The sequence below is a fragment of the Saccharopolyspora sp. NFXS83 genome (genome assembly GCF_026241095.1).
Taxonomy (GTDB): Bacteria; Actinomycetota; Actinomycetes; order Mycobacteriales; family Pseudonocardiaceae; genus Saccharopolyspora_C.
The window spans coordinates 78,991-103,693 of the sequence record NZ_JAPFGB010000011.1 but is presented as its reverse complement, the minus strand read 5'-3'; the positions used below and the strand labels follow the sequence as shown (position 1 = coordinate 103,693).

Below are 24,703 nucleotides of genomic sequence, written 5' to 3'. Positions count from 1 at the left end.
CGGCTTCGGCGCGGGCCACCAGCCGGGAAGTGAGGATCATGACGGGGATCGCGGACGGCACCAGCACCTGGATCAGGCGGTTCCACCCGGCTCCGGCACCCGCCCCGCGCCTGGCGTGCTTCCCGCACGCGGGCGGTGCGGCCTCCTATTACTTCCCGGTGTCGAAGGCTCTGGGGCCGGACATCGAAGTGCTCGCCGTGCAGTACCCGGGCAGGCAGGACCGGCACGCTGAACCCTGCCTGAGCAGCGTCGAGGAGATGGCGGAGCGGGCCGTGGCGGGGCTCCGGCCGTGGGCCGCCGAGGCGCCGCTCGCGTTGTTCGGGCACAGCATGGGCGCCTCCGTCGCGTTCGAGGTGGCCAGGCGGCTGGAATCCGAGGGCGCCCCCGTGCGGACGTTGTTCGTGTCCGGCCGCACGGCCCCGTCCCGGACCCGTAACGAGGGCGTGCACGCTCTCGGCGACGCGGATTTCCTCGCCGCACTGGCCGAGTTGGACGAGTCGACGGCGGCGGTGCTGGCGAACGAGGAGCTGCTGCGGATGGCGATGCCGTCGCTGCGGGCGGACTACCGGGCGGCGGAGACCTACACCTATCGGCCGGGTTCCGACGTGAGCTGCCCGGTGGTGGCGATGATCGGCACCGACGACCCGAAGGTCACCGCGGACGAGGCGGACGCCTGGCGCAAGCACACCAGCGGACCGTTCGAGCTGCACACCTTCCCCGGAGCGCACTTCTACCTGAACGCCGAGGCGGCGAACGTGCAACGACTCATCCGCCAACGCATGTGACCTGAGTCACTACTCCCTGGAGTTCGAGTGCGCTGCAAGGCGCATCCTCCGGTGATGGACGAGCTGCGGGCGGAGAACCGGCGGGCGACCCGCGAGCACCTGGCGGCGCTGGACGAGCGCCTCCGGGCGGTGGCCGACCGCGTCGAACTCGTGGCCCTGGCGGACCGCTACTTCTGCCTGCTCGACGAACAGGAATTCCCGGCGGGCTGGGCGGATTCGGTGTTCACCGAGGACGCCTTCCTGGAGTTCCCCGGCCGCTTGTGCGGCGGCAGGAGCACGATCGCCGAATTCCTGCGCCGCGACGCCGAACGCTACGACCGCACCCAGCGCGTCGGCGCCGACCACCTCGTCACCGTCCACGGCGATGCCGCCTCGCTGTGCTGGAACTCCATCGAGACCGGCGCATGCCCGGCGGGCGACCAGGACCGCTACCTCAGCGTCGGCGGCCGGTACCGCGCAGAGGCCGCCCGCACCTCCGACGGCTGGCGGCTCACCCACCTCTTCCTCCGCCTCATCTGGACCACGGATCGAGGTCGATGACCTGCGTGGCGGAACCTCAGCGGCTTCGCCGCTGACAAGACGAAGCCAGCGCTCCCTAGAACAGGCCGGAAGCCGGGGCGGCGCTCGCGGAAGTGGTGGCTTTGAGGAGCATCTCCTCGTACTCGGCGGTGGGGTCGGAGGCGAGCACGACGGCTCCTCCCGCTCCGACCCGCCACCGGTCGCCGGTACGCACGAGGGTGCGGATCACGATGTTGAGGTCCGCGTTCCCGTTGCAACTCAGGAAACCCAGCGCGCCGGAGTAGACGCCGCGGGCCGCGCCTTCGAGCTCGTCGATGAGTTCCATGGTGCGCAGCTTCGGCGCCCCGGTCATGGAGCCGCCGGGGAAGCACGCGCGCACGCAGTCCAGCGCGTCCCGCCCGTCGGCGAGCTCGCCGCGCACGGTCGACACCAGCTGGTGCACGGTCCGGTAGCTCTCGACGTCGCGCAGCACGGGCACCTGGACGGATCCGGGCCTGCACACCCGGCCGAGGTCGTTGCGCAGCAGGTCGACGATCATCAGGTTCTCCGCGCGGCTCTTCGGGTCGGCCGCCAGCCCGGCGCGCAGCCGCTCGTCCTCGTCGGGCGTGCGACCGCGCGGCGCGGTGCCTTTGATCGGTTTCGCCTCGGCGATCCCGTCGCTGATCTTCAGGAAGCGTTCCGGCGAGGAGCACGCGACCTCGACCGCGCCGAACGACAGGAAAGCCGAGTACGGCGCCGGATTCAGCGTCCGCAGCCGCCGGTAGGCGTCGAATCCGCTGCCGTGCAGGGGAATCGTGGCCGAGGTGGTCAGGCAGATCTCGTAGCTCTCCCCCGCCAGCAGGTGTTCCTGGCAGCGCGCCACGTCCCTGCGGTAATCGTCGCGGTCCAGCAGCGGCGCGAGGGCGACTCCGCCGCCGGTGTCCGGGGCGGGCAGCGGACGGATCCGGGCCAGCGCCCGTCCGGTGCCGGTGAGCCAGCGCCGCGCGTCGGCCTCATCGACCCCGGGCCCGCTTAGCGCCACCAGGTACGTGGTTCGGAGTTCGTGGTCGACCACGAGGAACCGGTCGGCGAACAGCCAGATCGCGTCCGGCGTGTCGGCGACGTGCCGGTTCGGGGAGCCGCATTCCGCTTTGAGCTCGTAGCCGAAGTAGCCGATGTAGCCGCCGACGAAGTCGAACGGCAGCTCCGGGGCGTGCACGTGCCGCCGGGCGAGTTCCCGCCGCAGCCGCTCGAAGATCGATTCCTGCCGGGGTCCGACGCGGTGGCGCACGACCTCGGCGAGCGGACCTGCCGCGTCACCGAGGTAGGAGAACCGGGCGAGGCCGGGCTGCACCCGCGAGCTGTCCAGCCAGAACGCGTCCGCCGACGACGCGAACAGCTCCGCGAACGCCGCTTCCGCGTCGATCTCCGCGGGCAGCGTCACGACGTGCGCCGTGTAGTGGATCGGCGGTTCGCCGGTCCGCGCGACATCCGCGCCGATCCGCGTCGATGCGGCCTCCGGCGGGAGCTCCACCGGGCGGGACACGTTCGGCGCGGCTCGTTCCGCGCTCCCGTGCGGGGCCGCGCCCTGGACCGCTCGGTCTTCGCAGGTGAGGCGGCGGAAATTCCGCAGCAGCCGGGTGCCGAGTTCCGTTTCGATCGACTCCGGGTGGAACTGCACGCCCCAGCGCGGCAGCGTGCGGTGCCGCAGCGCCATCAGCACGTCGTCCTCGGCCCACGCGAGGGGTTCCAGCTCCGGCGGCAGCGGTTCCGCCACGCACAACGAGTGGTACCGCACCGCGCCGAACTCGGCGGGCACGCCGTCGAACAGCGGGTCGCCGCCGTGCCGCACCCGGCTGCGGTGCCCGTGCCGGGCGTCCGGGGCGCGCACCACCTCGGCGCCCTCGGCGACCGCGATCCCCTGATGCCCCAGGCACACGCCGAGCACCGGCACGCTCGCCTTCCGCAGCACGTCCCGGCAGACGCCGAAGTCCCGCGGCCGGCGCGGGTCCCCGGCTCCCGGCGAGAGCACCACGGCGTCGTAGCGGTCCAGTTCGAGGTCCGCCGGTTCGACGTCGTTGACCACGACCGTCGGTGCCGTTCCGCTCACCTCGGTGAGCTGGTGGAACAGGTTGTACGTGTACGAGTCGTGGTTGTCGATCAGCAGGGTCCGCACCTCGCCATACTCCCCGCTCGCCACCCCCGCAGGCTGCCGACGGCGGCCAACCCCACATCTTCGGCGCACCCCCGGTGCGCGCCCCACCACACCGCGTGCGGATCCGCGGGCGTCCTCCCGCCCCGGCCGACGCGCACGATCCGGGAAGGCACAACCGGATCCTGGTGCCCGCCGAAGATCAACGGCACACTTCAGTTGTGACCGAAACCGAAATCGCCCTGTTCGACGAGGACTACTGGGATCAAGCCGCCGAGGTCGAACGCGCACTGCGCGAGCAGGCCCCGGTCCACCTCACCTCCCCGCGATCCGGCACCCCGCTGTGGGTGATCAGCCGCTACGCCGATGCCCGCGCCGCGCTCAACGATCCCCGGCTGTCCAAGGATTCCGACCGCCTGAACGCGGTCATCCTGAGCAAGCTGCCCGAACCGGCGGACGAGCTGTCCGGCCTGTTCTCCAAGCACATGCTCAACTCGGACCCGCCGGACCACACCCGGCTGCGCAAGCTGCTGGCGCGGGACTTCACCGCCCGCCGCATCGCGAACCTGCGGCCTCGGGTGGAATCGCTGGTCACCGACCTGCTGGACGGGCTTCCGACGGGCGAACCGCTGGACCTGATCGAAAGGTTCGCCTTCCCGCTGCCGATCACGGTGATCTGCGAGCTGATGGGCGTGCCGGAGGACGACCGCTCCCGGTTCCGGGACTGGACCGGCGCGCTCCTGGAGCCCGCGCACGACGGCGAAGGCCTGACCGCGTCCCGCGAGATGGCGGCGTTCTTCCGCGAACTGTTCGCGGCGAAGCGCGCGACCCCCGGCGAGGACCTGATCTCGGCGCTGACGGTCGCCTCCGACGACGGCGACCGGCTCTCCGAGGAGGAGCTGCTGGCCACCGCGTTCCTGCTGATCGTCGCCGGGCACGAGACGACGGTGAACCTGGTCGGCAACGGTGTCCGCTGGCTGCTGGAGGATCCGGCGAAGTGGGCGGCGCTGCGCGAACGCCCGGAGCTGCCGCCCCGCGCGGTCGAGGAGGTGCTGCGGTTCGACGGCCCGCTGCGGATGGCCACGCACCGCTTCACCACCGAGGACGTCACCATCGGCGAGGTCACCATTCCCGCGGGCGAGCTCGTGATGATCAACCTGACTTCGGCGAACCGGGACTCCGCGCAGTTCGAGCACGCCGACGAGCTGGACCTGGACCGCGCGCACTCCGGGCACCTCGCCTTCGGGCACGGCCTGCACCACTGCCTCGGCGCCCCGCTGGCCCGCCTGGAGGGCGAGGTGGCGTTCGCGGAACTCGCCCGCCGCTTCCCCGCGGCCCGGCTCGCCGTCCCCGACGAAGACCTGCACCGCGGCACCAGCCTCATCATGAACGGCTACCGCGCCCTCCCGGTGGTCCTCACCTGACCCTGCCGACTTCGCGGGAGGCCGTCGCGGGGCAACCTGGCGGGCCTCCCGAGCGTTCCACCCGGTAGGACGATCACTGGGGAGCCGGTATGGCACGCACGGGATGGATCGGGGTCGCGGCGGTGGCGCTGCTGGTGGGCACCGCGCCGCAGGCGGCTGCGGCGACGTGGACGGACGAACCGCTGCCGGAGCGCGACACCTCCGCGACGCTCACCTCCGCCGCGAGCGGGGACGGCACGACCTGGGCGTTCGGCTCGTGGAGCACGTCGACGCCGCAGCAGCACAGCCTCGCCTACCTGCGGGGTCCGCACGGCTGGACGGAGGTGCCGACCCCGGACATCGGCCGCCTCGACGACGCGGTCGTGGTGGCGGCCGATGACGTGTGGGCGATCGGCGCGGACGCCAAGTACGGCATCGGCTCCGCCCTGCACTGGGACGGCGAGCGGTGGGCGGAGGCCCCGTTCACCGCGTCGGGCAACCGCGACGGGGCTCGCGGCATCGACGCGTCCGCCACCGACGACGTGTGGGCCGTCGGCTCGTCCTACGACGACGGGGCGGGCACCGGACGCGGGCTGGCGCAGCACTGGGACGGCGCCGCGTGGCGGGACGTCCCGGTTCCGCGGCGCACGGCGAACTGGACGTTCTCCGACGTCACCGCCGCAGCACCGGACGACGTGTGGGCCGTGGGCAACGACGGCGGCCACCAGGCCCAAGGCCTGGCGATGCACTGGAACGGCCAGGCGTGGACGGAGGTTCCGGTTCCGGACGTCGAGCTCGGCGAGCTCCGCTCGGTGCGGCTCACCGGGGTGCAGTCCCTCGCCACCGACGACGTGTGGGCGACCGGCGACATCCACGACTCCTCCGGCGGCACCACCAGCTACGAACCGCTGCTGCTGCACTGGGACGGCCACGAATGGTCCTTCGCGGGCGCTGCGCGGGACGCGGGCGCCCGCGGCGACCTGGTCCGCGCCGGGGACGAGCTGTGGTCGCTGGGCGAGCGGTTGCTGCACTTCGACGGCACCGGCTGGCGGCAGCAGGACGGACCGCCCGCAGGCGCGCCCACCGGTGGCGCCGAACTGGCGGACGGGCGGTTGCTGACCGTCGGCGGCACCGGCGGCCACCCCGATGTGCGACCGTTCGCCGCGGTGCGCCAGGACTGACCGACGCCGGGCGGCCGAAGCCCCCGCCGCCCGGCGGGGGCTTCGGCCCGGGCAAGCAGGCCCTTGTCCTCTCACCCGGCGGGCCCCGCGCCCGCCAAGCTCAGCGGACACGTCGCGCACGAGCCGGGAGGGGACGCCGTGCACCGCTACGAACAACGCCTGCTCGCGGAGATCGAGAACCGGCTCACCACCGATGACCCGGATTTCGCCCGCGCGTTCTCCGGCGACGACCTGACGACCGCCACCCCCGGCCGGGGACGGTTGGTGCTGGGCGTGCTCACCGGCCTGCTCGCCGCGATCTGCCTGCTGATCAACGACGCCGCCGGCTTCGCCCTGTGCACCACCCTGTCCGCCGTCCTCATCACCACCAGGACCTGGCACGTCTGGTCCTCATGAGCCGCCGCCGAACAACGGGCGGAGTACCGGAGCGGGAACGATCCCCGCTCGTGCGATCACACGCCGTGCACCCTTCCCGCCCCCATGCCACCCCTGGTCACCATCGATGACATCGCCTGCACCCCGAGGTCATCATGCCCAGGCGGCTGCCAGACAACCACGAATGCCTTCGTCTCCACTGTTGAAGCAATGACTTGAAACCGCTGAATGCGCGAATTCAAGTTAGAACAAACGTGAATTTTTGGTTCACTAGCGCCATCCCGGCAATTATCGGTAAGTTCAGCGGGACCGAGGCTGGCTGTGCGCATGGGGGTGCTACGTGGCTGAGGGCGGCGAATTCAGTGGCCCGCGACATCGCTCCGACCCGCCGGCCGGCGGGCCCCTCAGCAATGCGATGTCCGGCTCCGTCGACGGCATCAACCTGCAAGCAGGCAGCGTCGGCGACGTGTACCTGGGTACGCCCGTCCCACCCGAGCACTGGGTTCCCCGGCAACTGCCTCGCTCATCAGCGCACTTCGTCAACCGGGTGACCGAGTTCGCGGTGCTCGACGAGTGGTGGCTCGGGCGGGGCGACCGCGGACTCATCGCGGCGTTGACCGGTGCGGGCGGGATCGGGAAGACCGCATTCGGCACCTGGTGGCTGCAACACGACGGGGCCAGATTTCCCGGCGGCCACCTCTACGTCGACCTGGGCGGGCCAACCCATGACACGGCTCTGTCCACGAGCGAAGCACTGGGCCGTTTCCTACGAGCCCTCGGCGTTCCACCGGACCGGATTCCCGTGGAACTCGACGAACGAACCTCGCTGTACCGGTCGATCACCGCTGGACGATCGCTCGGAGTCATGTTGGACAACGCGTTCTCCGCAGCGCAGGTCCGGCCGCTCCTGCCGAGTTCCGGCTCGAGCACCGTACTGGTCACCAGCCGCACCCGGCTCACCTCGCTCGCGCTGGATGGGGCGCACTTCCTCGATCTGGCTCCGCTGCGCGAGTCCGAGTCGGTAGCGCTGCTGACCGAAACGCTCGGCCCCGAACGCATCCAGCGCGAACGTTCCGAAGCCGTCGATTTGGCCCGATTGTGCAGTGGTTTCCCACTCGCCCTGGTAGTCATCGGTGCCAGACTCAGCGCCCGGCCGCAATGGCCTTTGCGACGCGTCGTCAAGCAGCTTCAAGATGAGGCCCGCCGATTCACCGTGCTCGCTCTTGATGATCAGATTTCCATGCGCACGATCTTCGACGATTCATACGGCGATCTCTCCCCGACAGCCGCGAACTTGTACCGCTCCGGCTCCCGACTGCCGGTCACCGAGCTTTCGGTACCGCTGCTGGCGCATTCACTGGAGATGGCAGCCGAGGAGATCGAGTTCGCGTTGGAGGAACTCGCCGACGCACACCTCATGTACGAGCCCGCGCCGGGCCGGTACGGCTACCACGACCTGCTCCGGGCTCATGCCCAAGGGGTCAGCGAATCGGAAGACGATCCAAAACGATCGCGGTCAGCGCTGCTCCGCGCGACCGATTGGTACCTCGGCGAGCTCATCGACGCGGACCTCGCCGTGAACCCGTTCCGCAGGCGTCTGGGCCCCGGCTTCGCCGACCGAATCCGAGAAACGACCTTCGGCTCAGCCGAATCGGCGCTGTTGTGGTGCGAGCGTGAACGTCCGCACATCATGTCCCTGTTCGCTGCCGCGGAGCACAACGGCTGGGACGAACACCTCTGGCAGCTGTGCGAAGCGCTCTGGAACTTCTTCCTGTACCGCAAGCACTATTCCGATTGGATCAGCACCCACCGCTCCGGGATCGCAGCGGCGTCCCGACTCGGGCACCCCAGAGCCGAAACCCGCCTGCGATGCCAGCTCGGGTTCGCCTTCCTCGATCAACGACGGTTCGACGAGGTCACCGAGATCTGTTCGGCAGCACTGGCTACAGCCGAGGCCGAAGATGACGCGGAGGGCATGGCCGCATCACTGGAACAGCTCGGCAAGGCCGCTCGCGAACGCGGCGAGGTGAACCTCGCCGTCGCTCACTTCCGACGTGCCCTCGCACTCGCGAACCGGACCGGACGCGTCCGGGCCATCGCGATCCAATCCCGCTTCCTCGGTGGCGCCTTGGCGGATCTGCACCGCTACGACGAGGCCGTCGCCCACCTCGAACACTCCGTCGCGCTGCTCCAGGAAATCGGTGACGGACGCGGCTGTGCGCGGGCGCTCACCGAGATCGGCCGAATCAGACGGACGCGAGGTGATTTGAGCTCCGCCGAAGCAGAACTGCAACGGGCGCTGTCACTCATGCGGGATTCCACGTCTCCGAGCTATCAGGCCGAAGTCCTGGTCGAGCTGGCCGAGTGCGCACATCAACTCGGTGCGCCGGTGCGCGCCCTGGCGCTCCTTCAAGACGCCGCGAGTCTGTACCTGGCCGCCCAACACCCCCGGTTGGAGGAGGTGCGGAACCGGGTTGTGGCGATGCAAGCGCTAGCCGAGGCAGCTCCGGAAGAGCGCTGAGGTCACCTGCGCAGTCGATCTCCGCAGCTCCGAGCTCCGCGAAGCTTCGTCCTATCAGCGCCCAGAAGTAGCTCAGCACTGCTCGCGGCAGCCGGAGATCCGGCCCCGTGGATCTCTCGAACACCGCGCGGGATCCATCGCGCGCGCACCCGATGAGAGTGCCGTCGCTCGTCTCCGCTAGCACCAGCACACATCCAGGGTGTCTGGTGAACAGCTCCGCAACGAAGCCGGGCCGCGGTGCCGACCACGACGCGCAGCCGATCACGTCCGCGAGTTCGACCATCTGCGGCCGGGCGCGATCGACCAGGCTGAGCAGCGAACGGGCCGACCCGCTCACCCCGGTTTTCATCCAGTTCAGCTTCACCTCCAAGCAACCGCGTTCGAGGGGACGAGCTCGCAGGGAAATCCGATGGACCGCGTGCCCGCAGCGAATGCGCAGCCGTACCGCTTCGCCTTGCGCTTGTCGCAAGAGACTCACTCCCTCAGACGATCGGAACCGGGATGGGCAGCGGGTCGAGCCGCGCGCCGGATTCGGGAACCGCCAGGCCGAGCAGCTCGTACATGAGCGCCCGCAGCAGATCAGCCGACTTGCCCGGCCGCGCGGTGAGCATCGCCGAGAGCCTGTCCGGCAAGGTCGTGTCCCGGACCGTCGTGGCTCCGACGAGCTGATCACGCAGGTCGCCGGCCAGGTCCAATCGGCCGCAGCGGTTCGAGAGCAGATCCGCATCGCCATCCGGCCGAATACCTTGCGCCGGAAAGGTGCCGAGCAAGGTGGGCACGCCCACAGCGGCGCCGTACCGCGTCGTCGAACCGTGATCTCCGATCAGGACGTCGGCAGCCAGCATCGTGGCCCGCCAACCTTCCTCCGGCGGCACCAGCAGCAGCCCCCGCTCGATACTGTCGGCCATCCATGCCCGGACCTGTCTTCGACCGTGCACGGCCCAGATGTTCGGGTGCAGGACGGCCGCGACCCTGTAGCGGTCGGCGGGGAGTTCGCCGAGCAGCCTGCGATAGAGCTGCGGCAAGCCACCGAACACCGAATCGGTCCACCAAGTGGAGCTGACGACGACGAGATCCTGGTGGTCGGCCACCCCCAGCGCCTGGCGATAAGCCGGCCTGTTCGGCTTGCTCGCCACCATCCGGTCCAGGCACAGGTCACCGACAACCTTCGCGCGGTCCAGCGCCTCCGGGCACGACTCCCGCAGCAGCGCGTACTCCTCGTCGTGGCACAGTGCCAACGCGCTTGCGACAACGCGCCCGTCACGCATCAAGGACTGTCGGTCCAGCGCGTGCACGGGATCGGCGTGGGATTCCGCCGCTGGCGACTTCAGGCGCGGACGGACGCATCCCGCACCGTGCGGCGACCACAACACCGGAGCCTCGACCTGATCCACGTCGCTACGGCTGGCAGCCAAGGCCAGGTCGAACCGGTGCTGCATCACCTGATGCCACGGCAGCACCAGTCCTTCTTGAGCCCGGACGAACTCCTCCGTCCCGTGCCACCTCTCCAGGGTGCCCGGGATCGTGAACACCACTTGCACGCGATCATCGCGTTCGACCAGTGGCAGGAGATCCAGCAGTCTCGTTCCGGCGACCACGTGCGGCACCAGCACCAGCACGGTGCGCTCGTGGACACGGGTCACCCGCCTGTCGGCACCGCGCCCGATCGGGCCGCGAACCCAGGTCGTGGTCATCTGACACCTCCTGAACAGCGAAAGTCCGAGGGGAACGACTCCCCGGTGGGGCGGCTTTCGCTATGCGGTGTCCACTGTCGGAGCTGCGATATGCGGATCGCTTGCAGCGGACGAGGCGGTCCGTGACCATTCGCAGGTCAACAGCTCGAAATCGATCAACGGCACGTCGATCCAATCGATTTCAACGGCCACTCAGCGTCGCTGCCGCCCCCGTGACGAGCACAATGAAAGGTCACATGCAGAACGCTTTCCGTGAACTGACAGCCGACTGACAGTCTTACTCGAACACCGCAAGAATACGGCGGTCGCCGCCGAGCGGACGGCTACCATCGAGGCTCACTGGTACACCAGTAGCGTGACTGGACCAGCGAGGGGTGACGCTGGTGGACTTCATGATCTGCGGAAACGTCTCGGTGCGCAGCGGCGACGACTGGCCCGAACAATGGGCGCACAAGAAAACCCGCCATGTCCTCGGCGTCCTGCTTACCCGGCCCCGAATGACTTTCCCGATCAACGACATCGTCGACTGGGTCTGGGGAGACGAAGCGACACGCACTGACAACACGAAGATCATCCAGGGGCCGATTTCGAAGGCTCGCTCCGCGATCGCGAACCTCGACCCAGCCCCCCGCATACAGCGGGTTGCCGCCGGGTATCGAATTGATGTCGATAAAGATCGAATCGATCTGCATTATGCCAAAACACTGGTGGACCGCGGCCGAGAGCAGGCACGGAAACACCGATTCGAACAAGCGTGCCAAATACTTGGCGAAGCCTTCGAACTGCTCCGCGAGGACCCCCTGGCCGACCTACAGACCGCACCGGCCATCGGGTTCCGCCGCTCGGTGCGCGACCGCGTCGTACTGCCCGCGATCTTCGCGCTAACTGAGAGTCAGATCCGGCTCGGGGAGCCCTGGGCCGCGCTGAACCTTCTTGACTCGGTTGCCCACGATCACCCGCTCGATCTGAGGTTGGCCGAACGGCGGTTCGAAGCCACCCTCGCGCTCGGTGACGAAGAAGGCGCCGCCGACCTACACCTGAAGCTGCACCAGACCCTCAGAGGAATGGGGCTGCAGGAGGAGGCCGACCAGCTGAGGTGCAGCGTCGACCGAGCCCGCGCAAAGTTCATCCCAGCACAACGCACACCGGCACACGACGTAGTCGACCAGGCAGTGGCTCCGCCGCCGCCGCGGCGCCTGCCACACCACCGCAAGCAACTGACCGACCGAGAGCGACTACTCAACGAGATCGACGTGCGAACCGAGCACGGCAATGCCGCCAGTGTCGTCGTGTTGACGGGAGCCGCGGGGGTCGGGAAGACGGCGCTTGCCCAGCACTGGGCCAATCGTCACCAGCACGAATTCTCTGGCGGCGCCGTCTTCTTCGATCTGCAAGGGTTCTCGAACGACGTTCCACTGGACAGCGACGAGCTGATCCGGTTGCTACTCAGCGCATTCGGGCATCGAGCGGATCTCATCCCTAACTCCGAGGATCGCGTCACCAGACTTGGCAGCGTGCTTCAGGGCAAGCGGACGCTGCTGCTGCTGGACAACGTGCGAGAAGCCGAGCAGGTCCGACGGGTGCTGGAGATCGCACCGGACGCTCTGATTCTGATCACCAGTCGCAGCCAGCTGACGAGGCTGACGCTGCGCCATGGCGCGATCGAGATCGAAGTCGGGGCGGTCGCCGAAGCGGAAACCGCGCGCTGGCTCTACCAGACCATCGGCACGCGATGCGCCCGCGAGCCCGACTCTTTCGACGAGCTCGTGCGGCTGTGCGTCGGCATTCCACTGTTCTTCAACCTGATCGGGCACTATGCGGTCTCGCGCCCCCGGGTGGCTCTGTCTGAGATCGCAGCATTCCTGCACGAGGAGCAACGGCTCCTGAATTTCGGGACAGCGAAGGCCTCTGACGGGATAAGCATCAAAGCGGTCTTCACGATGTCCTACCAAGCATTGTCCGAGGATGGTCGCAGGATGTTTCGCTTGCTCGGACTGCACCCGCACCCGCGATTCACCGTGGAACTGGCGGAGGCGTTGCTCGGCCTACCGCGGGCCGCCGCCTTGGACCAGCTGGAGGAACTTCAAGACCTGCACTTGATCTCGCAGCACAACGGCTACTTCCAGATGCTCAACCTGACCCATCTCTTCGCCGCAGAACGCGCGCACGAAGAAGAATACGACGAGGTCGATCGAGAACTCGCAAGAGCGCGGATGCTCGGCCACTACGTCGGTTCCGCGTCAAATGCAGAGAAAGTCCTTTTCCCTTATCGTGATCGAATGCCACATTCAATCTCTTTGACCTCTTGCTCCCCTGTTGAATTTTCAGACGAGCAGCAGGCATTCGGGTGGTACATGCAGTACCACTCGTACCTGACATCAGCCGTAAATCACGCTCTTCAACATGGGTATCACCAGCACAGCTATTTCCTCGCCAATATAGCCAACGAACCGCTGCAGCGACTAGGGCGCCACCGGGATGCTTTAAGGTGCTTGAGCTGGGGACTGGCATCAGCCCAGAAAGCGGATTCCGAGGGCTGGACCACGGACACCATGCATAGCATCGGGGTCCTCTGCATCGAAATGGGGCTACCAGAGAAAGCCGAGGCCTATCTAAGTGCCACCGTTTCGACCAGCGAACGACTCGGAAACCACGAGAACACCGCGATAGCGCTGCACAATCTAGCCTGCGCTCGGTCGAAGGTCGGGAACCTCGCTGCGGCCGAGGAGCTGTTCGACCGCAGCCTGGCAACGGCACGTAGAAATGACCTGGAGCGCTGCATTCCAGGCACCTTGCTCGGCATCGGACGCATGCGCCGTGAACAAGATCGCGACGCCGAAGCGGCTGAGCTCTTCCACCGCGCACTCGACCGCCATGAACAACTCGGCAACATCCAGGGGGCCGGGCAGGCGCTGAACGAGCTCGGGGAGCTCGCCCTGCACAGAGGCGAACTCCGCACTGCGATCGACTACGCCGACCGCGCGGCGACCAAGAACACTGCGGTTCACGACTTCAAGAGCGTCGCGGATTCCTGTCGCATTCTTGCCGCGGCGCATCAGAACCTCGGCCTACACGAGCAGGCAAGCGAATTCGCTCGTGAAGGAATTCGAAAATGCTGGGAAGTAGGAGCGATCAAAGAGGAAGCGGCGATCCTCGACGTCCTACCGGCCTCCTTGGACGCCCTGAAGAACGCTGCGGGCGCCGCCGAAGGTCGCGAACGGGCCTCGTTGCTGCGCGGCACCGGCATCGCGCCCACGTCATCGAATCGGAACTGAGTAGGGCAGCAATCTGCCCCCTGGTTTCCGAATCAGGAGGAAGATGACGCGACCCACTCCCGCATGACTCTGCCGTCAACCTTTTATGGAAATTTCCACTCAGAAGTGTCTTCTTGACTTGCAGGCGCGCGCCCCATAGCACGCGCCTTCATCGATTGTTGAAGCACCCGACACAAATCGCCCAATCGAATGCATGCATACACTGGCGAGTGAAACCATTGCCTGCATCCGAAAGGGTGAACATTGCTGATCATCCGCAATGACTCCGCCAAACCGGCCGATCTGCGTTCGTGGCGCTCCGCCGCGATGACCTCGCCGATCGCGGGGTTAGGGGGCTTCCGCGGCTGGTGGCAGCAGTCCGGCGGAAAAGTAAATCTGACTTCCGCCGCAGCCTAAAGAGGTGACACACGAATAGGCGAAGCGCCCCGTATCCGGGTCGCTTCGCCCGGCACAACTGCCCCTCAGGCCCGTTCGAGATCCGACTGCTTCGCGTAGACCCAGCGGTGGTGGTAGGAGACGGGGACGAAGGTCTCGGAGCCGCTGATCACGGTGTGGTTGTTCTCGTCGTCGAGTTCGTCGTAGGTCGCGTAGTAGTCGATCGCGTCCGTCGGCGTTCCCGTGACGTACACCTGGCCCGCCGGGATCGTGTACGGCAGCGGTTCGAGCACTTGCGGTTCGATGCCGTCGGGGTAGTCCTCGGCGTCGGGCAGCGGCCGGCCGTAGGTCGGGATGCCGTCGCGGACGGGGGTGCGGAGTTCGACGTCCGAAGCGGGCGTCGTGTTCGCGCCGTCGGGGTCGTGCAGCCACGCCTTCCGGCCGTCGAACCAGAGGGCGAGCCAGTCACCGGAACGCTCCGCGATGGCGTACTGCCGTCCGGTCGTGGCCTTGTCGCCTCAGTCGTCGATCCTGGTGGTGCCGGGGCCGCCGTCGGGGTGCAGCACCGCGGAGCTCAGCAGCGGAGCGTCGTCGCGGGGTTCGGTGCGCAGGTACAGGAAGTTCGCGGGCTGCGCGGGCAGCACCTGGCATTCCTCGTCGGGCGGGCAGCTGGTGACCTCGGGGCGGTTCGCGTCGAAGTCGGGGTCGATGGTGACCGCGTCCTCGTCCTCGCCGCTCGCCGCCGAGGCGGCGCCGATCAGGTCCATGTAGTGCGTCCAGTCCCAGAAGGGGCCGGGGTCGTAGTGCTCGCTGCCTGCCTTCGCCGCCGTTTCGGCGGTCACCTCGTCGTGGCCGGCGTGGCGGCGAGCGCGGTCGTCGCAGCGTGCGCGGGCAGCACAGCCACCACGGCCAGCACGGTCGCCGCGCGGGACAGGCGCCGGGTGCGCGAACGCGCGGACCCGGCGTCGTTCGTTCGTCTCAGGTGGGGACCTACCAGCGCTCCGGGGGCTCGCGCCCGCGACGTGGCGACCCGGCACCGAGGCGTTGCGGTGAGCCCGCGCGCGGTTCGCTCGCGAATGCGATCAGCCTACCGAGCCGGGACCCACGAGCGGGCACGAATCGGGAGCGAAAGGGCGAAGAAGCGCCCGAGCGAATTTTTTCGAATCCGCGAACAACCCCGTTGCGGGGTGGGCGTCTTACGGGGTGAAAAGAGCACGGGATGCCCGTGCAGAACCGAGAAGGGGGAACACCACCATGTCGCTCACCAAGACCCGCAAGTTCGGTGCCGCCGCCGCCCTGTTCAGCGGTGCGCTGCTGCTGGTCGGTTGCGGACAGGCCACCGGTTCGGCCCCGGAGGGCCTGTCGAACGCCGCGGTCCAGCAGGGCGGGTCCGCCGAGGACATCTCCGCTTCCCCGTGCGCCGCAGAGGATTACGAGGTCGACCTGATCCCGCAGCCGGACCGCGCCGGCGTGTTCCTGATGGCGGTCACCAACAACTCGGACGAGACCTGCCCGGTCTCCGGCTGGGCCTCGCTGACGCCGGAGAACATGGCCGGTGAGCCCTTCGAGGTGTTCACCGAGAACGTCGAGGTCCCCGGCGGCCCCACCGAGATCTCGCTGGAGCCGGGCCGCACCGCGTTCGCCGGCGTGCACATGGAGCTCGGCGACAAGAACGAGGTCCCCACCGCCACCGGGTTCAAGGCCGGTTTCCAGGACACCTCCGGCGAGGTCAACGTGAACATCGACAGCGGCGACCAAGCATACCTCGAATTCCCGATCGAGTCGATGCAGATCGGCACCCTCCAGCCGTCCGCGCAGGGCGTCACCTTCTGATTCATCCCGGTATTCCACCGGCATTCTTCGACGATTCCCACAGCATCACCGCAATTCGCGGCGGGACCCGTGCTGCCCGAAAACGGTCGCGCCGGAATCAGTCCCGCGAAGCCCCCGTTCGCTTCGCCCGTCACCGGGCGTCGTGGCGGGGGCTTCGGACGTGCCGGCTCAGCGCGCGGCTTCGGCGGAGCCGAGGCGGTGGTTGATCTCGGCGAAGTGCGCGGTCATCGCGTCCCGAGCGGCGGCGGAGTCTCCCGCGCGCAGGGCGTCGACGATCGCGGTGTGCAGGCGCACCGTCTCGGCCTTCTCGGTGTCGCCGGGCGCGCTGAGCACGGCGTGCGCGGTGCGGTAGGCGTCCCAGAAGACGTCGACGAGCTGGCCGATCAGCGGGTTGTCCACCCGCGCGTACAGCACGCGGTGGAACTCCCGGTCCGTCTCCGGGTCCAGCTCGGTCTTCCCCATCGCGGCGCACAACGCGTCCAGTGAGTCCAATGTGGACTCGTCGAGCTCACCGGCGAGCCGGCCGACGACGCCGACCTCGATGAGCTCCCGGACCTCGATGAGGTTGCGCAGCCCGGCGAGGTCGTCCGCGCCGCCCGCCACCGCGCGGAAGGTCAGCGACGGCGACAGCACCCGCAGCGACGCCTCGCCGACGACGGTGCCGTGGCCGTGGCGGACGTCGACGATGCCGAGGGCGCGCAGCGAGCGGACGGCTTCGCGCACGCTGTTGCGGGACACGCCGAGCAGTTCGATCAGCTCCAGCTCCGTCGGCATCGGATCGCCGGGCCGCAGTCCGCGGTCGTGGATCAGCTCCAGGATCCGCTCGGACAGCGGGTCCAGCACCGGGCGGCGAGTCGTGCCGATCGCCACGTCTGTCATCGGAATTCCGCCTCGCACTGGTCGATCTCGGGGGTTTACAGGCCGCGAGGTGCACTCTACAGTTCCGGCGACACAGACGTCCAACGTCCGATGTCCAATGTCCGCACATCGAGGTGCGACATGCTCAGGAACTGAGGTGACCCATGCGACGTGCCGCCCCGACCCGCACCGGGAACGTGCCCTGGTACCGGCAGCTGGATCGAACGCAGTGGAAGGCGTTCGCCGCCGCCTGGATCGGATACCTGCTCGACGGCTTCGACTTCGTGCTGATCACGCTGGTGCTCACCGAGATCAAGGCGGACTTCGGGCTCACCACGGTGCAGGCCGCCACGCTGGTCTCGGCGGCGTTCATCTCCCGGTGGATCGGCGGCCTCACCCTCGGGGCGCTGGCGGACCGCTACGGGCGGAAGTCCGCGATGATCGCCAGCATCGTGCTGTTCTCCGTCGGCACGCTGATCTGCGGTCTCGCGCCGACCTTCGGGGTGCTGTTCGCGGCGCGGCTCATCGTCGGGCTCGGCATGGCCGGCGAGTACGGCGCCAGCTCCACCTACGTCATCGAGTCCTGGCCGACGACGATGCGCAACAAGGCCAGCGGGTTCCTCATCTCCGGCTACTCCATCGGCACCGTCGTCGCGGCTCAGGCCTACAGCCTGATCGTGCCCGCCTTCGGCTGGCGCGCGCTGTTCTACATCGGACTGCTGCCGATCCTGCTCGCCGTCTGGTTGCGCCGGAGCCTGCCCGAATCGCGGGACTGGTCCGAGCAGCAGGAGACCGGTACCGCGTCCCCGTCGGTGATCGGGATCCTGTTCACCGGCCGCCGCGCTCCGCTCAACGCGGTGTCCGGCCTGGTCGCGCTGGGCGCGCTGATCGCGATCTTCACGCAGGCAGTGGGATCGGTCTGGCTGATCGCCGGGCTGGGCGTGCTCACCGCCGCCGTGTTCGTGTCGTACATGGTGCAGTTCACCGGAGCGCGGTGGCCCACCGGCATCACGGTGCTGGTCATCGTGTTCACGGCGTTCCTGTACTCGTGGCCGATCCAATCGCTGCTGCCGACGTACCTCAAGACCGACCTCGGCTACACCGCCACCGAAACCGGCGACGTGCTGTTCTTCGCCGGACTCGGTGCGGCAGTGGGCTGCTGCGTCGCCGGGTTCACCGGCGACCGGCTGGGCACCCGCCGCGCCTACTGGATCAGCCTGCTCATCTCGCAGCTCGTCATCTTCCCGGTCTTCGCGATCGGCGGGAGCAGCCTGCTCGCGCTGGGCGCGCTGCTGTTCGTGCAGCAGATCTTCGGCCAGGGCATCTCGGGCCTGCTGCCGAAGTGGATCGGCGGCTACTTCGACGTGCGCCACCGCGCCGCGGCGCTCGGGTTCAGCTACAACGTCGGTTCGCTCGGCGGCGCCGTCGCCCCGGCGCTCGGTGCCGCGCTGGGCAGCAGCCTGAGCCTCGGCACGGCGCTGGCCACGCTGTCGTTCGGCCTGACGTTCGTGGTGCTCGTCCTCATCGCCGTGGACGCGCCGTCCCGGATGCAGCGGTGGCTGCGGCCCGACGCGGTGTGGACGACGGACGCCGTCGACGGCACCGAGCTCCGCGCCGCCTCCTGACCCCACTCCCGACACGCAAGGAGAGACATGGAACTCCGCAACGGAGTCATCCCCCCGATCTGCACACCGCTGACCCCGGAACTCGACGTGGACACCCGTTCGCTGGCGCTGCTCGTCGAGCACCTGCTGGCGGCGGGCGTCGACGGGGTGTTCGCGCTCGGCTCGACCGGTGAGATGGCGTTCCTGACCGACGCGCAGCGCGAGCAGGTGCTCCGCACCGTCGTCGACGCGGTGTCCGGCCAGGTCCCGGTGCTCGCGGGCGCCATCGACACCACGACGCTCCGGGTGCGCGAGCACGTGCGCGCCGCGGAGCGGACCGGGTGCTCCGGCGTGGTGGCGACCGCGCCGTTCTACACGCGCACCCACCCCGCGGAGATCGAGCACCACTTCCGGCTGATCGCCGAGAGCGCCGAACTCCCGCTGTACGCCTACGACATCCCGGTCTCGGTGCACTCCAAGCTGAGCTCCGCGATGCTGCTGCGGCTCGCCGCCGAAGGCGTGCTCGCCGGGGTGAAGGACTCCAGCGGCGACGACGCCGGGCTGCGCGGGCTGCTCGTCGGCCGCACGGCGCGCGGGCTGGAGTCGTTCAGCGTGCTCACCGGTTCCGAGCTGACCGTGGACACGAACATGCGGATGGGCGCCGACGGTTCCGTGCCGGGCCTCGGCAACGTCGACCCCGACGCCTACGTGCGGCTGAACCGGCTGTGCGCGGACGGCGAGTGGGACCAGGCGAAGGTGGAGCAGGAGCGGCTGATCGACCTGTTCGGCCTCACCGCTGTCGGCGACCCGAACCGGATCGGCGCGAGCTCCTCGGCGCTGGGCGCGTTCAAGGCCGCCCTGCACCTGCGCGGCGTCATCGACTGCCCGGTGACGGCGCCGCCGCAGCTGCCGCTGACCGCGGACGAAGTGGCCGGCGTCGAGGAGCGGCTGGTCGCGGCGGGGTTGCTGTGACCGAGGTCGTGGGCGTCGACATCGGCGGCACCGGCATCGCCGCGGCCCTGGTGACCGCCGACGGGCGGATCACGGCGCGCTCGTCGCTGCCGACCCCGGCCGCCGAGGGCGCGGGCGCGGTGCTCGACGCGGTGAGCGCCGCCGTCGGCGAGCTCGGCGCGCCGTTCGCCGCGGCCGGGGTGGGCAGCGCCGGGGTGATCGACCGCGCGTCGGGCCGGGTGCGCTCGGCCACCGATTCCCTCGCGGGGTGGGCGGGCACCGACCTGCGCGGTGAGCTCGCCGCGCGGCTCGGCGTCCCGGTCACCGTCGACAACGACGTGCACGCCCACGCCCTCGGCGAGCTGTGGACGGGTGCGGCGGCCGGGAAGCGGCACGTCCTGTTCGTCGCCGTCGGCACCGGCATCGGCGGTTCCCTCATCATCGACGGCCGCCCGCACCACGGCGCGCACGCCGTGGCCGGGCACGTCGGGCACCTGCCGGTCCCGGCTGCGGCCGGAAAACCGTGTCCGTGCGGCGGTTCCGGGCACGCGGAGGGCGTCGGCAGCGGTCCGGCGCTGCTCGCGGAGTACCTGGAGCGGGGCGGTTCCGCGACGACGCTGCCGGAAGTCGCCGCGCTCGCCGAGTCCGGAGATGCGCTGGCCTCGGACGTGCTCACCCGGGGCGCCACGGCCACCGGGCAGCTGCTCGGCGGGCTGGTCAACGCCGTGGACCCGGAGCTGGTGCTGGTCGGCGGCGGGGTCAGCTCCTGCGGGCCGGTCTGGTGGAGCGCGGTGCGCGCCGCCGTCGCCGCCGAAGCGCTGCCCGCGGTGCGCGACGTTCCGGTCGTGACCGGCGGGCTCGGAAGTGATGCCGCGGTGCTCGGCGCCGCCCGGATGGCTTGGGATGAACTCGGATGAACGAGGTGCTCGACAGGTTGCGCGGACGACTCGTCGTCTCGTGCCAGGCGTACCCCGGAGAGCCGCTGCGCGATCCGGACTCGATGCGGCGGATGGCGCTGGCCGCGCTGCACGGCGGGGCGGCGGGCATCCGCGCCCAGGGCCTCGACGACCTGCGGCTGATCCGCGAGTCGGTCGACGTGCCGATCATCGGCTTGTGGAAGGACGGCGCGGAGGGCGTCTACATCACGCCGACCGCGGACCACGCCGTCGCCGTCGCCGGGACCGGCGCGGACGTCGTGGCGTTCGACGCCACCGGCCGGAAACGCCCCGACGGGAGGCCGATCGAGGACACCGTCGCGGCGATCCACGCGGTGGGCAGGCTCGCGATGGCCGATGTGTCCGCGCTGGAGGAAGGCGTGCGGGCGGTGGAGCTGGGAGCCGACGTCGTGGGCACCACGCTGTCCGGCTACACCGTGCTCGGGCCGAAGCCGATCGGCCCGGACTTGGACCTGGTCGAGGCGCTCGTCGCGGCCGTCCCGGTGCCGGTGATCGCCGAAGGCCGCATCCACACGCCGCGGCAGGCGGCGGACGCGATGGGCCGGGGCGCGCACTCGGTGGTCGTGGGCACGGCGATCACGCACCCGACGACGATCACGTGCTGGTTCGCCGACGCCGTCAACGGCTGACGGTGGACGGCACGTCGAGCTCCGCGGACCCGGCTTCGGCGGACTCCCGTTCGGCGCGCGACCGTCCGACGAAGAACCACAGCGCACCGCCCAAGAACGGCACCAGCGCCAGCAGGCCCCACAGCAGCTTGCGGCGACCGCCGAGCCCGGGTTCGACGACGATCCCGGCCACCGCGCTGAGGGTCAGCAGCACCGCCATGCCGGACGCGAGCTGCCCGAAGTAGCCGAGACCCGCGGCTTCGAGGACGTGGGAGAGCTGGGACATCGGAGGCTCCGTTCGCAGTGGTTCTACCGGTCGGTCACCGGCAGGACCCACTCTCGCAAGCGCAGCGCACCGGTCACGTCCGCCGATCGACCTGATCGTCCGGCCGAAAGTCTCGATCCCCCGGCCGGACGGCCGAGCCGGGTGGCGATCATCGGACGACGACTCGCCTGCGGGCGTCGCCGCGGCCGATCACGAACCACAGCAGGCTCCCCAGGAACGGCGCCATGAAGGCCACCACGACCCACACCAGCTTCATGCCGCCGCTCAGCGCGGAACCGAGGATGCTGATCAGCGCGGAGATGAACAGCAGCGCGTACGCGATGAGCAGGACCATCGGGAAGTTGATCAGCAGCGACGCGAGGACGCTGTCAGCGGGGATGAGGTCGTCGGCCTGCTGCTGAGCGATCAAGTACATCATCGGGGGCTCCGTTCCGGGTGGGGCTGCCGGGGCGTCCGCCACCGACATGAACCACTCTCACAGCCGATGCCCTCCCACCACTTCGGCTGATCGGCCCGAGGCCCCTTGGCCGAAAGGATTACCCCCACCTCGCCGGATTTCGCGACCACAGCGAGGGAATTCGCCAGGAGCGAGCTGCCGCAGCTGGGGGCGGGTGAACAGCCCCACCCGGCGCAGCGGCGGATCTTCGACCGGTGTCCTGCCAGCGGCGGAGAACAGGACACCTCGAAATCGGCACCGCCACGGGTTCGCAACGGGAGATCGATCCCGCAGCGAGAATCCCGCGGAGTTCCGCGACCCCGCGTCAGCTCTCCTCGTGTTCGGCGACGGTCCAGGCTCGGGCCTGGTCGCTGATGGTGACGCCGAGGCCGGGGCGCGGCGAGAGGTGCATCCGGCCGTCGGCGATCTCCAGGTGCTCGTTGAACAGCGGGTCGAGCCATTCGAAGTGCTCCACCCACGGTTCGTGCGGGTACGCGGCGGCGAGGTGGACGTGGATCTCCATCGCGAAGTGCGGCGCGAGTTGCAGCTTCCGCTGCTCCGCCAAGGCCATCACCTTGAGGAACTGGGTGATGCCGCCGATCCGGGGCGCGTCGGGCTGCACGACGTCGGCGCCGCCGACGCGGATGAGCTCGGCGTGCTCGGCGACGCTGGCGAGCATCTCACCGGTGGCGATGGACGTGTCGAAGGTGGACGCGAGCAGCGCGTGGCCCTCCGCGTCGTAGGCGTCGAGGGGTTCCTCGATCCACACCAGGTCCAGCGGTTCCAGCGCGCGGCACATGCGGCGCGCGGCGGGCCGGTCCCACTGCTGGTTCGCGTCGACCATCAGCGCCACCCCGTCGCCGACCTCCTCCCGAACGGCGCTCACGCGGGCGAGGTCGGTGGCGTGGTCCGGGTGCCCCACCTTGAGCTTGATGCCGCCGATGCCGTTCGCGACGGACTCCGCTGCCCGGCCCACGACCTCCTCGATCGGCGAGTGCAGGAAGCCGCCCGAGGTGTTGTAGCAGCGCACCGAGTCGCGGTGGGCGCCGAGCAGCTTCGCCAGCGGCAGGCCGGCGCGCTTGGCCTTCAAGTCCCACAGCGCCACGTCGAACGCGGCGATGGCCTGGATCGACAGCCCGCTGCGACCGACCGACGCGCCCGCCCACACCAGTTTGTCCCAGATCTTGCCGATGTCGCTGGGGTCCTCGCCGATCAGCACCGGCGCGATCTCGCGGGCGTGGGCGAACTGGCCCGGTCCACCGGCCCGCTTGGAGTAGCTGAAGCCCACGCCTTCCTGGCCGGAGGCCGTGCTGATCTCCGCGAACAGCATGGCCACCTCGGTCATCGGCCGTTGCCTGCCGGTGAGGACCTTCGCATCGCTGATCGGCGTCGACAGCGGCAACGTCACCGAGGAGATCTTCACCCGGGTGATCCGGTCGAGGGTGGCGGACGGGGTCATCGGAACGCTCCGTTCAACTGGGATGCGGACGGCCTTCAAGAACTCTTCGGACTCCGGGAGGACCCGTCAGGCCGCGTCGAAGGTGATCCGCTTGATCGGGCCCATCACCGCGAAACCGACCAGCGCGAGCAGCCCGTGGGCGGCGACGAACCACAGGGCGACGGTGAAGGAACCGGTGGCCTGCACGGTGTAGCCGATGACGATGGGGGTCACGATGCCCGCGGCGTTGCCGAACGCGTTCATCGTGGAGGCCACGAAGCTCGACGCCTGCGGCGGCGCGATGTCCGTGGTGATCGCCCAGCCGAGCGCCCCGATGCCCTTGCCGAAGAACGCCAGCGTCATCAGGGCGACGATCAGCACGCTGCTGTCGGTCAGGTTGCACAGCCCGATGCTGGTGGCCAGCAGCATGCCCACCACCGACGGCACCTTCCGGGCCGCCGTCAGCGAATACCCGCGCCGCAGCATCCCGTCGGAGAGGAACCCGCCGAGCAGTCCGCCGCCGAACCCGCACACCGCGGGCAGCGCCGCCACGAACCCCACTTCGAGCAGCGACAGGCCTCGCCCCTGCACCAGGTACACCGGGAACCAGGTGATGAAGAAGTAGGTCAGCGCGTTCACCGCGTACTGCGAGAGGTACACGCCCCACAACGCCCGCGCCGCGAAGATCTGCCGGAACGTGGCCGCGTTCAACGGTGCGCGTTCCTGGACCGGCGCCGCGTCCCCGCTCTTCGGGGCGTCCAGGTCCACCAGCCCACCGCCCGAGCTGATCTTCTCGAATTCCTCCGGCGAGACCCGGGGGTGGTGGCGCGGCGAATCCATCCACCGCAGCCACATCGCCGCGAGCGCGAACCCGAGCACGCCCAGCATCACGAACACCCAGCGCCAGCCGAACTGGTGGGTGATCCAGCCCATGATCGGCGCGAACAGCGCGGTCGCGAAGTACTGGGCGGAGTTGAAGATCGCCGTCGCCCGGCCGCGTTCCGCGGTGGGGAACCAGGCCGTCGCGACCCGCGCGTTCGCCGGGAACGCGGGCGATTCGAACGCTCCCAGCAGCAACCGCAGCAGGAAGATGATGGTCACCGCGACCAGCACCGGGGTCGTGATCAACCCGACGAAGCTCACGGCCAGCGTCACCAGCGTCCACAGCACGAGGCTGAACGCGTAGACCCGGCGAGCCCCGAACCGGTCCAGCAGCATTCCGCCGGGCAGCTGCGCCACCACGTAGGCCCAGCTGAACGCCGAGAAGATGTAGCCGAGCTGGACGGTGCTGAACCCGAGGTCCGCCTGCAGGCTGCTGCCGGTGATGGACAGGCTGCTGCGGTCGGCGTAGTTCACCACGGTGATCACGAAGATCAGCGCCAGCACGAGGAATCGCGTGGGAATGCGCGGACGGCCGGCTGCGCGCTCCGCCGTTCGCCCGGCCGCTTCCGCCTCGCTGTCAGACATCGTCGTC

General features: G+C 69.3%; 21 protein-coding genes. 12 read left to right on the top strand and 9 right to left on the bottom strand.

Features of this window, described 5'->3' with window-relative positions; all coding sequences use genetic code 11:
• The first annotated feature begins 38 nt into the window (after positions 1-38).
• Together OOZ19_RS14660 and OOZ19_RS14655 are read left to right on the top strand one after the other, a co-directional pair.
• A complete protein-coding gene (locus tag OOZ19_RS14660) occupies positions 39-785 on the top strand; it encodes a thioesterase II family protein (RefSeq protein ID WP_266090653.1) in 747 nt (248 codons plus the stop codon).
• A 54-nt stretch (positions 786-839) separates the two neighbouring features.
• Positions 840-1,325: a nuclear transport factor 2 family protein gene (locus OOZ19_RS14655; protein ID WP_266090652.1), complete on the top strand. Its 486-nt coding sequence runs from the start codon at positions 840-842 to the stop codon at positions 1,323-1,325.
• Between the two features lie 55 nt (positions 1,326-1,380).
• Here the strand turns inward: OOZ19_RS14655 and pabB are convergent, their stop codons facing one another.
• Positions 1,381-3,483 (bottom strand): aminodeoxychorismate synthase component I, encoded by a 2,103-nt coding sequence (gene pabB, locus OOZ19_RS14650; RefSeq protein ID WP_266090651.1) that lies wholly within the window; start codon positions 3,481-3,483, stop codon positions 1,381-1,383.
• A gap of 173 nt (positions 3,484-3,656) precedes the next feature.
• On the opposite strand from pabB, the gene OOZ19_RS14645 reads away from it, so the two are divergent.
• The 4 genes from OOZ19_RS14645 (at position 3,657) to OOZ19_RS14630 (ending at position 8,915) form a co-directional block, all read left to right on the top strand.
• Positions 3,657-4,859 carry a cytochrome P450 family protein gene (locus OOZ19_RS14645; protein WP_266090650.1) on the top strand — a complete coding sequence of 401 codons (1,203 nt, stop codon included), beginning with the start codon at positions 3,657-3,659 and terminating at the stop codon, positions 4,857-4,859.
• A gap of 89 nt (positions 4,860-4,948) precedes the next feature.
• A complete protein-coding gene (locus OOZ19_RS14640; protein ID WP_266090649.1) occupies positions 4,949-6,019 on the top strand; it encodes a hypothetical protein in 1,071 nt (356 codons plus the stop codon).
• Between the two features lie 63 nt (positions 6,020-6,082).
• On the top strand, positions 6,083-6,415 hold the full coding sequence (locus OOZ19_RS14635) for a DUF3040 domain-containing protein (protein ID WP_266090648.1): 333 nt from the start codon (positions 6,083-6,085) through the stop codon (positions 6,413-6,415).
• A 319-nt stretch (positions 6,416-6,734) separates the two neighbouring features.
• Complete coding sequence (locus OOZ19_RS14630) at positions 6,735-8,915, top strand: tetratricopeptide repeat protein (RefSeq protein ID WP_266090647.1); 2,181 nt, start codon at positions 6,735-6,737, stop codon at positions 8,913-8,915.
• A 482-nt stretch (positions 8,916-9,397) separates the two neighbouring features.
• On the opposite strand, the gene OOZ19_RS14625 is transcribed toward OOZ19_RS14630, so the two are convergent.
• Positions 9,398-10,534 carry a hypothetical protein gene (locus OOZ19_RS14625; protein WP_266090646.1) on the bottom strand — a complete coding sequence of 379 codons (1,137 nt, stop codon included), beginning with the start codon at positions 10,532-10,534 and terminating at the stop codon, positions 9,398-9,400.
• Positions 10,535-10,983: 449 nt separating this feature from the next.
• On the opposite strand from OOZ19_RS14625, the gene OOZ19_RS14620 reads away from it, so the two are divergent.
• On the top strand, positions 10,984-13,884 hold the full coding sequence (locus OOZ19_RS14620; RefSeq protein WP_266090645.1) for an AfsR/SARP family transcriptional regulator: 2,901 nt from the start codon (positions 10,984-10,986) through the stop codon (positions 13,882-13,884).
• A gap of 461 nt (positions 13,885-14,345) precedes the next feature.
• On the opposite strand, the gene OOZ19_RS14615 is transcribed toward OOZ19_RS14620, so the two are convergent.
• Positions 14,346-14,552 carry a hypothetical protein gene (locus OOZ19_RS14615; RefSeq protein ID WP_266090644.1) on the bottom strand — a complete coding sequence of 69 codons (207 nt, stop codon included), beginning with the start codon at positions 14,550-14,552 and terminating at the stop codon, positions 14,346-14,348.
• A gap of 225 nt (positions 14,553-14,777) precedes the next feature.
• Positions 14,778-15,101 carry a hypothetical protein gene (locus OOZ19_RS14610; RefSeq protein ID WP_266090643.1) on the bottom strand — a complete coding sequence of 108 codons (324 nt, stop codon included), beginning with the start codon at positions 15,099-15,101 and terminating at the stop codon, positions 14,778-14,780.
• A 412-nt stretch (positions 15,102-15,513) separates the two neighbouring features.
• On the opposite strand from OOZ19_RS14610, the gene OOZ19_RS14605 reads away from it, so the two are divergent.
• Positions 15,514-16,092, top strand: a complete 579-nt coding sequence (locus tag OOZ19_RS14605; protein ID WP_266090642.1) for a DUF4232 domain-containing protein — start codon at positions 15,514-15,516, stop codon at positions 16,090-16,092.
• A 168-nt stretch (positions 16,093-16,260) separates the two neighbouring features.
• Here OOZ19_RS14605 and OOZ19_RS14600 read toward each other — a convergent pair whose 3' ends face one another.
• Positions 16,261-16,971 carry a FadR/GntR family transcriptional regulator gene (locus tag OOZ19_RS14600; protein ID WP_266090641.1) on the bottom strand — a complete coding sequence of 237 codons (711 nt, stop codon included), beginning with the start codon at positions 16,969-16,971 and terminating at the stop codon, positions 16,261-16,263.
• Positions 16,972-17,114: 143 nt separating this feature from the next.
• Between OOZ19_RS14600 and OOZ19_RS14595 the strand changes: the two genes are divergently transcribed.
• The 4 genes from OOZ19_RS14595 to OOZ19_RS14580 are packed head-to-tail and all read left to right on the top strand — an operon-like array spanning position 17,115 to position 21,090.
• Positions 17,115-18,575, top strand: a complete 1,461-nt coding sequence (locus OOZ19_RS14595) for an MFS transporter (protein ID WP_266090640.1) — start codon at positions 17,115-17,117, stop codon at positions 18,573-18,575.
• A 27-nt stretch (positions 18,576-18,602) separates the two neighbouring features.
• Positions 18,603-19,526: a dihydrodipicolinate synthase family protein gene (locus tag OOZ19_RS14590; RefSeq protein ID WP_266090639.1), complete on the top strand. Its 924-nt coding sequence runs from the start codon at positions 18,603-18,605 to the stop codon at positions 19,524-19,526.
• Entirely contained in the window at positions 19,523-20,422 is a 900-nt protein-coding gene (locus tag OOZ19_RS14585) for an ROK family protein (protein WP_266090638.1), read from the top strand. The genes OOZ19_RS14590 and OOZ19_RS14585 overlap by 4 nt, the downstream gene beginning before the upstream one ends.
• Positions 20,419-21,090 carry an N-acetylmannosamine-6-phosphate 2-epimerase gene (locus tag OOZ19_RS14580; protein ID WP_266090637.1) on the top strand — a complete coding sequence of 224 codons (672 nt, stop codon included), beginning with the start codon at positions 20,419-20,421 and terminating at the stop codon, positions 21,088-21,090. Before OOZ19_RS14585 ends, OOZ19_RS14580 begins: the two co-directional genes overlap by 4 nt.
• On the opposite strand, the gene OOZ19_RS14575 is transcribed toward OOZ19_RS14580, so the two are convergent.
• The 4 genes from OOZ19_RS14575 to OOZ19_RS14560 all read right to left on the bottom strand — a co-directional run bounded on the left by OOZ19_RS14575 (position 21,080) and on the right by OOZ19_RS14560 (position 24,696).
• Positions 21,080-21,355, bottom strand: a complete 276-nt coding sequence (locus tag OOZ19_RS14575; RefSeq protein WP_266090636.1) for a hypothetical protein — start codon at positions 21,353-21,355, stop codon at positions 21,080-21,082. The two genes, OOZ19_RS14580 and OOZ19_RS14575, sit on opposite strands and share 11 nt — an antisense overlap.
• A 148-nt stretch (positions 21,356-21,503) precedes the next feature.
• On the bottom strand, positions 21,504-21,773 hold the full coding sequence (locus tag OOZ19_RS14570; protein WP_266090635.1) for a PLD nuclease N-terminal domain-containing protein: 270 nt from the start codon (positions 21,771-21,773) through the stop codon (positions 21,504-21,506).
• A gap of 343 nt (positions 21,774-22,116) precedes the next feature.
• Complete coding sequence (locus OOZ19_RS14565; protein ID WP_266090634.1) at positions 22,117-23,250, bottom strand: L-talarate/galactarate dehydratase; 1,134 nt, start codon at positions 23,248-23,250, stop codon at positions 22,117-22,119.
• A gap of 66 nt (positions 23,251-23,316) precedes the next feature.
• Complete coding sequence (locus OOZ19_RS14560; protein ID WP_266090633.1) at positions 23,317-24,696, bottom strand: MFS transporter; 1,380 nt, start codon at positions 24,694-24,696, stop codon at positions 23,317-23,319.
• Positions 24,697-24,703 lie beyond the last annotated feature (7 nt).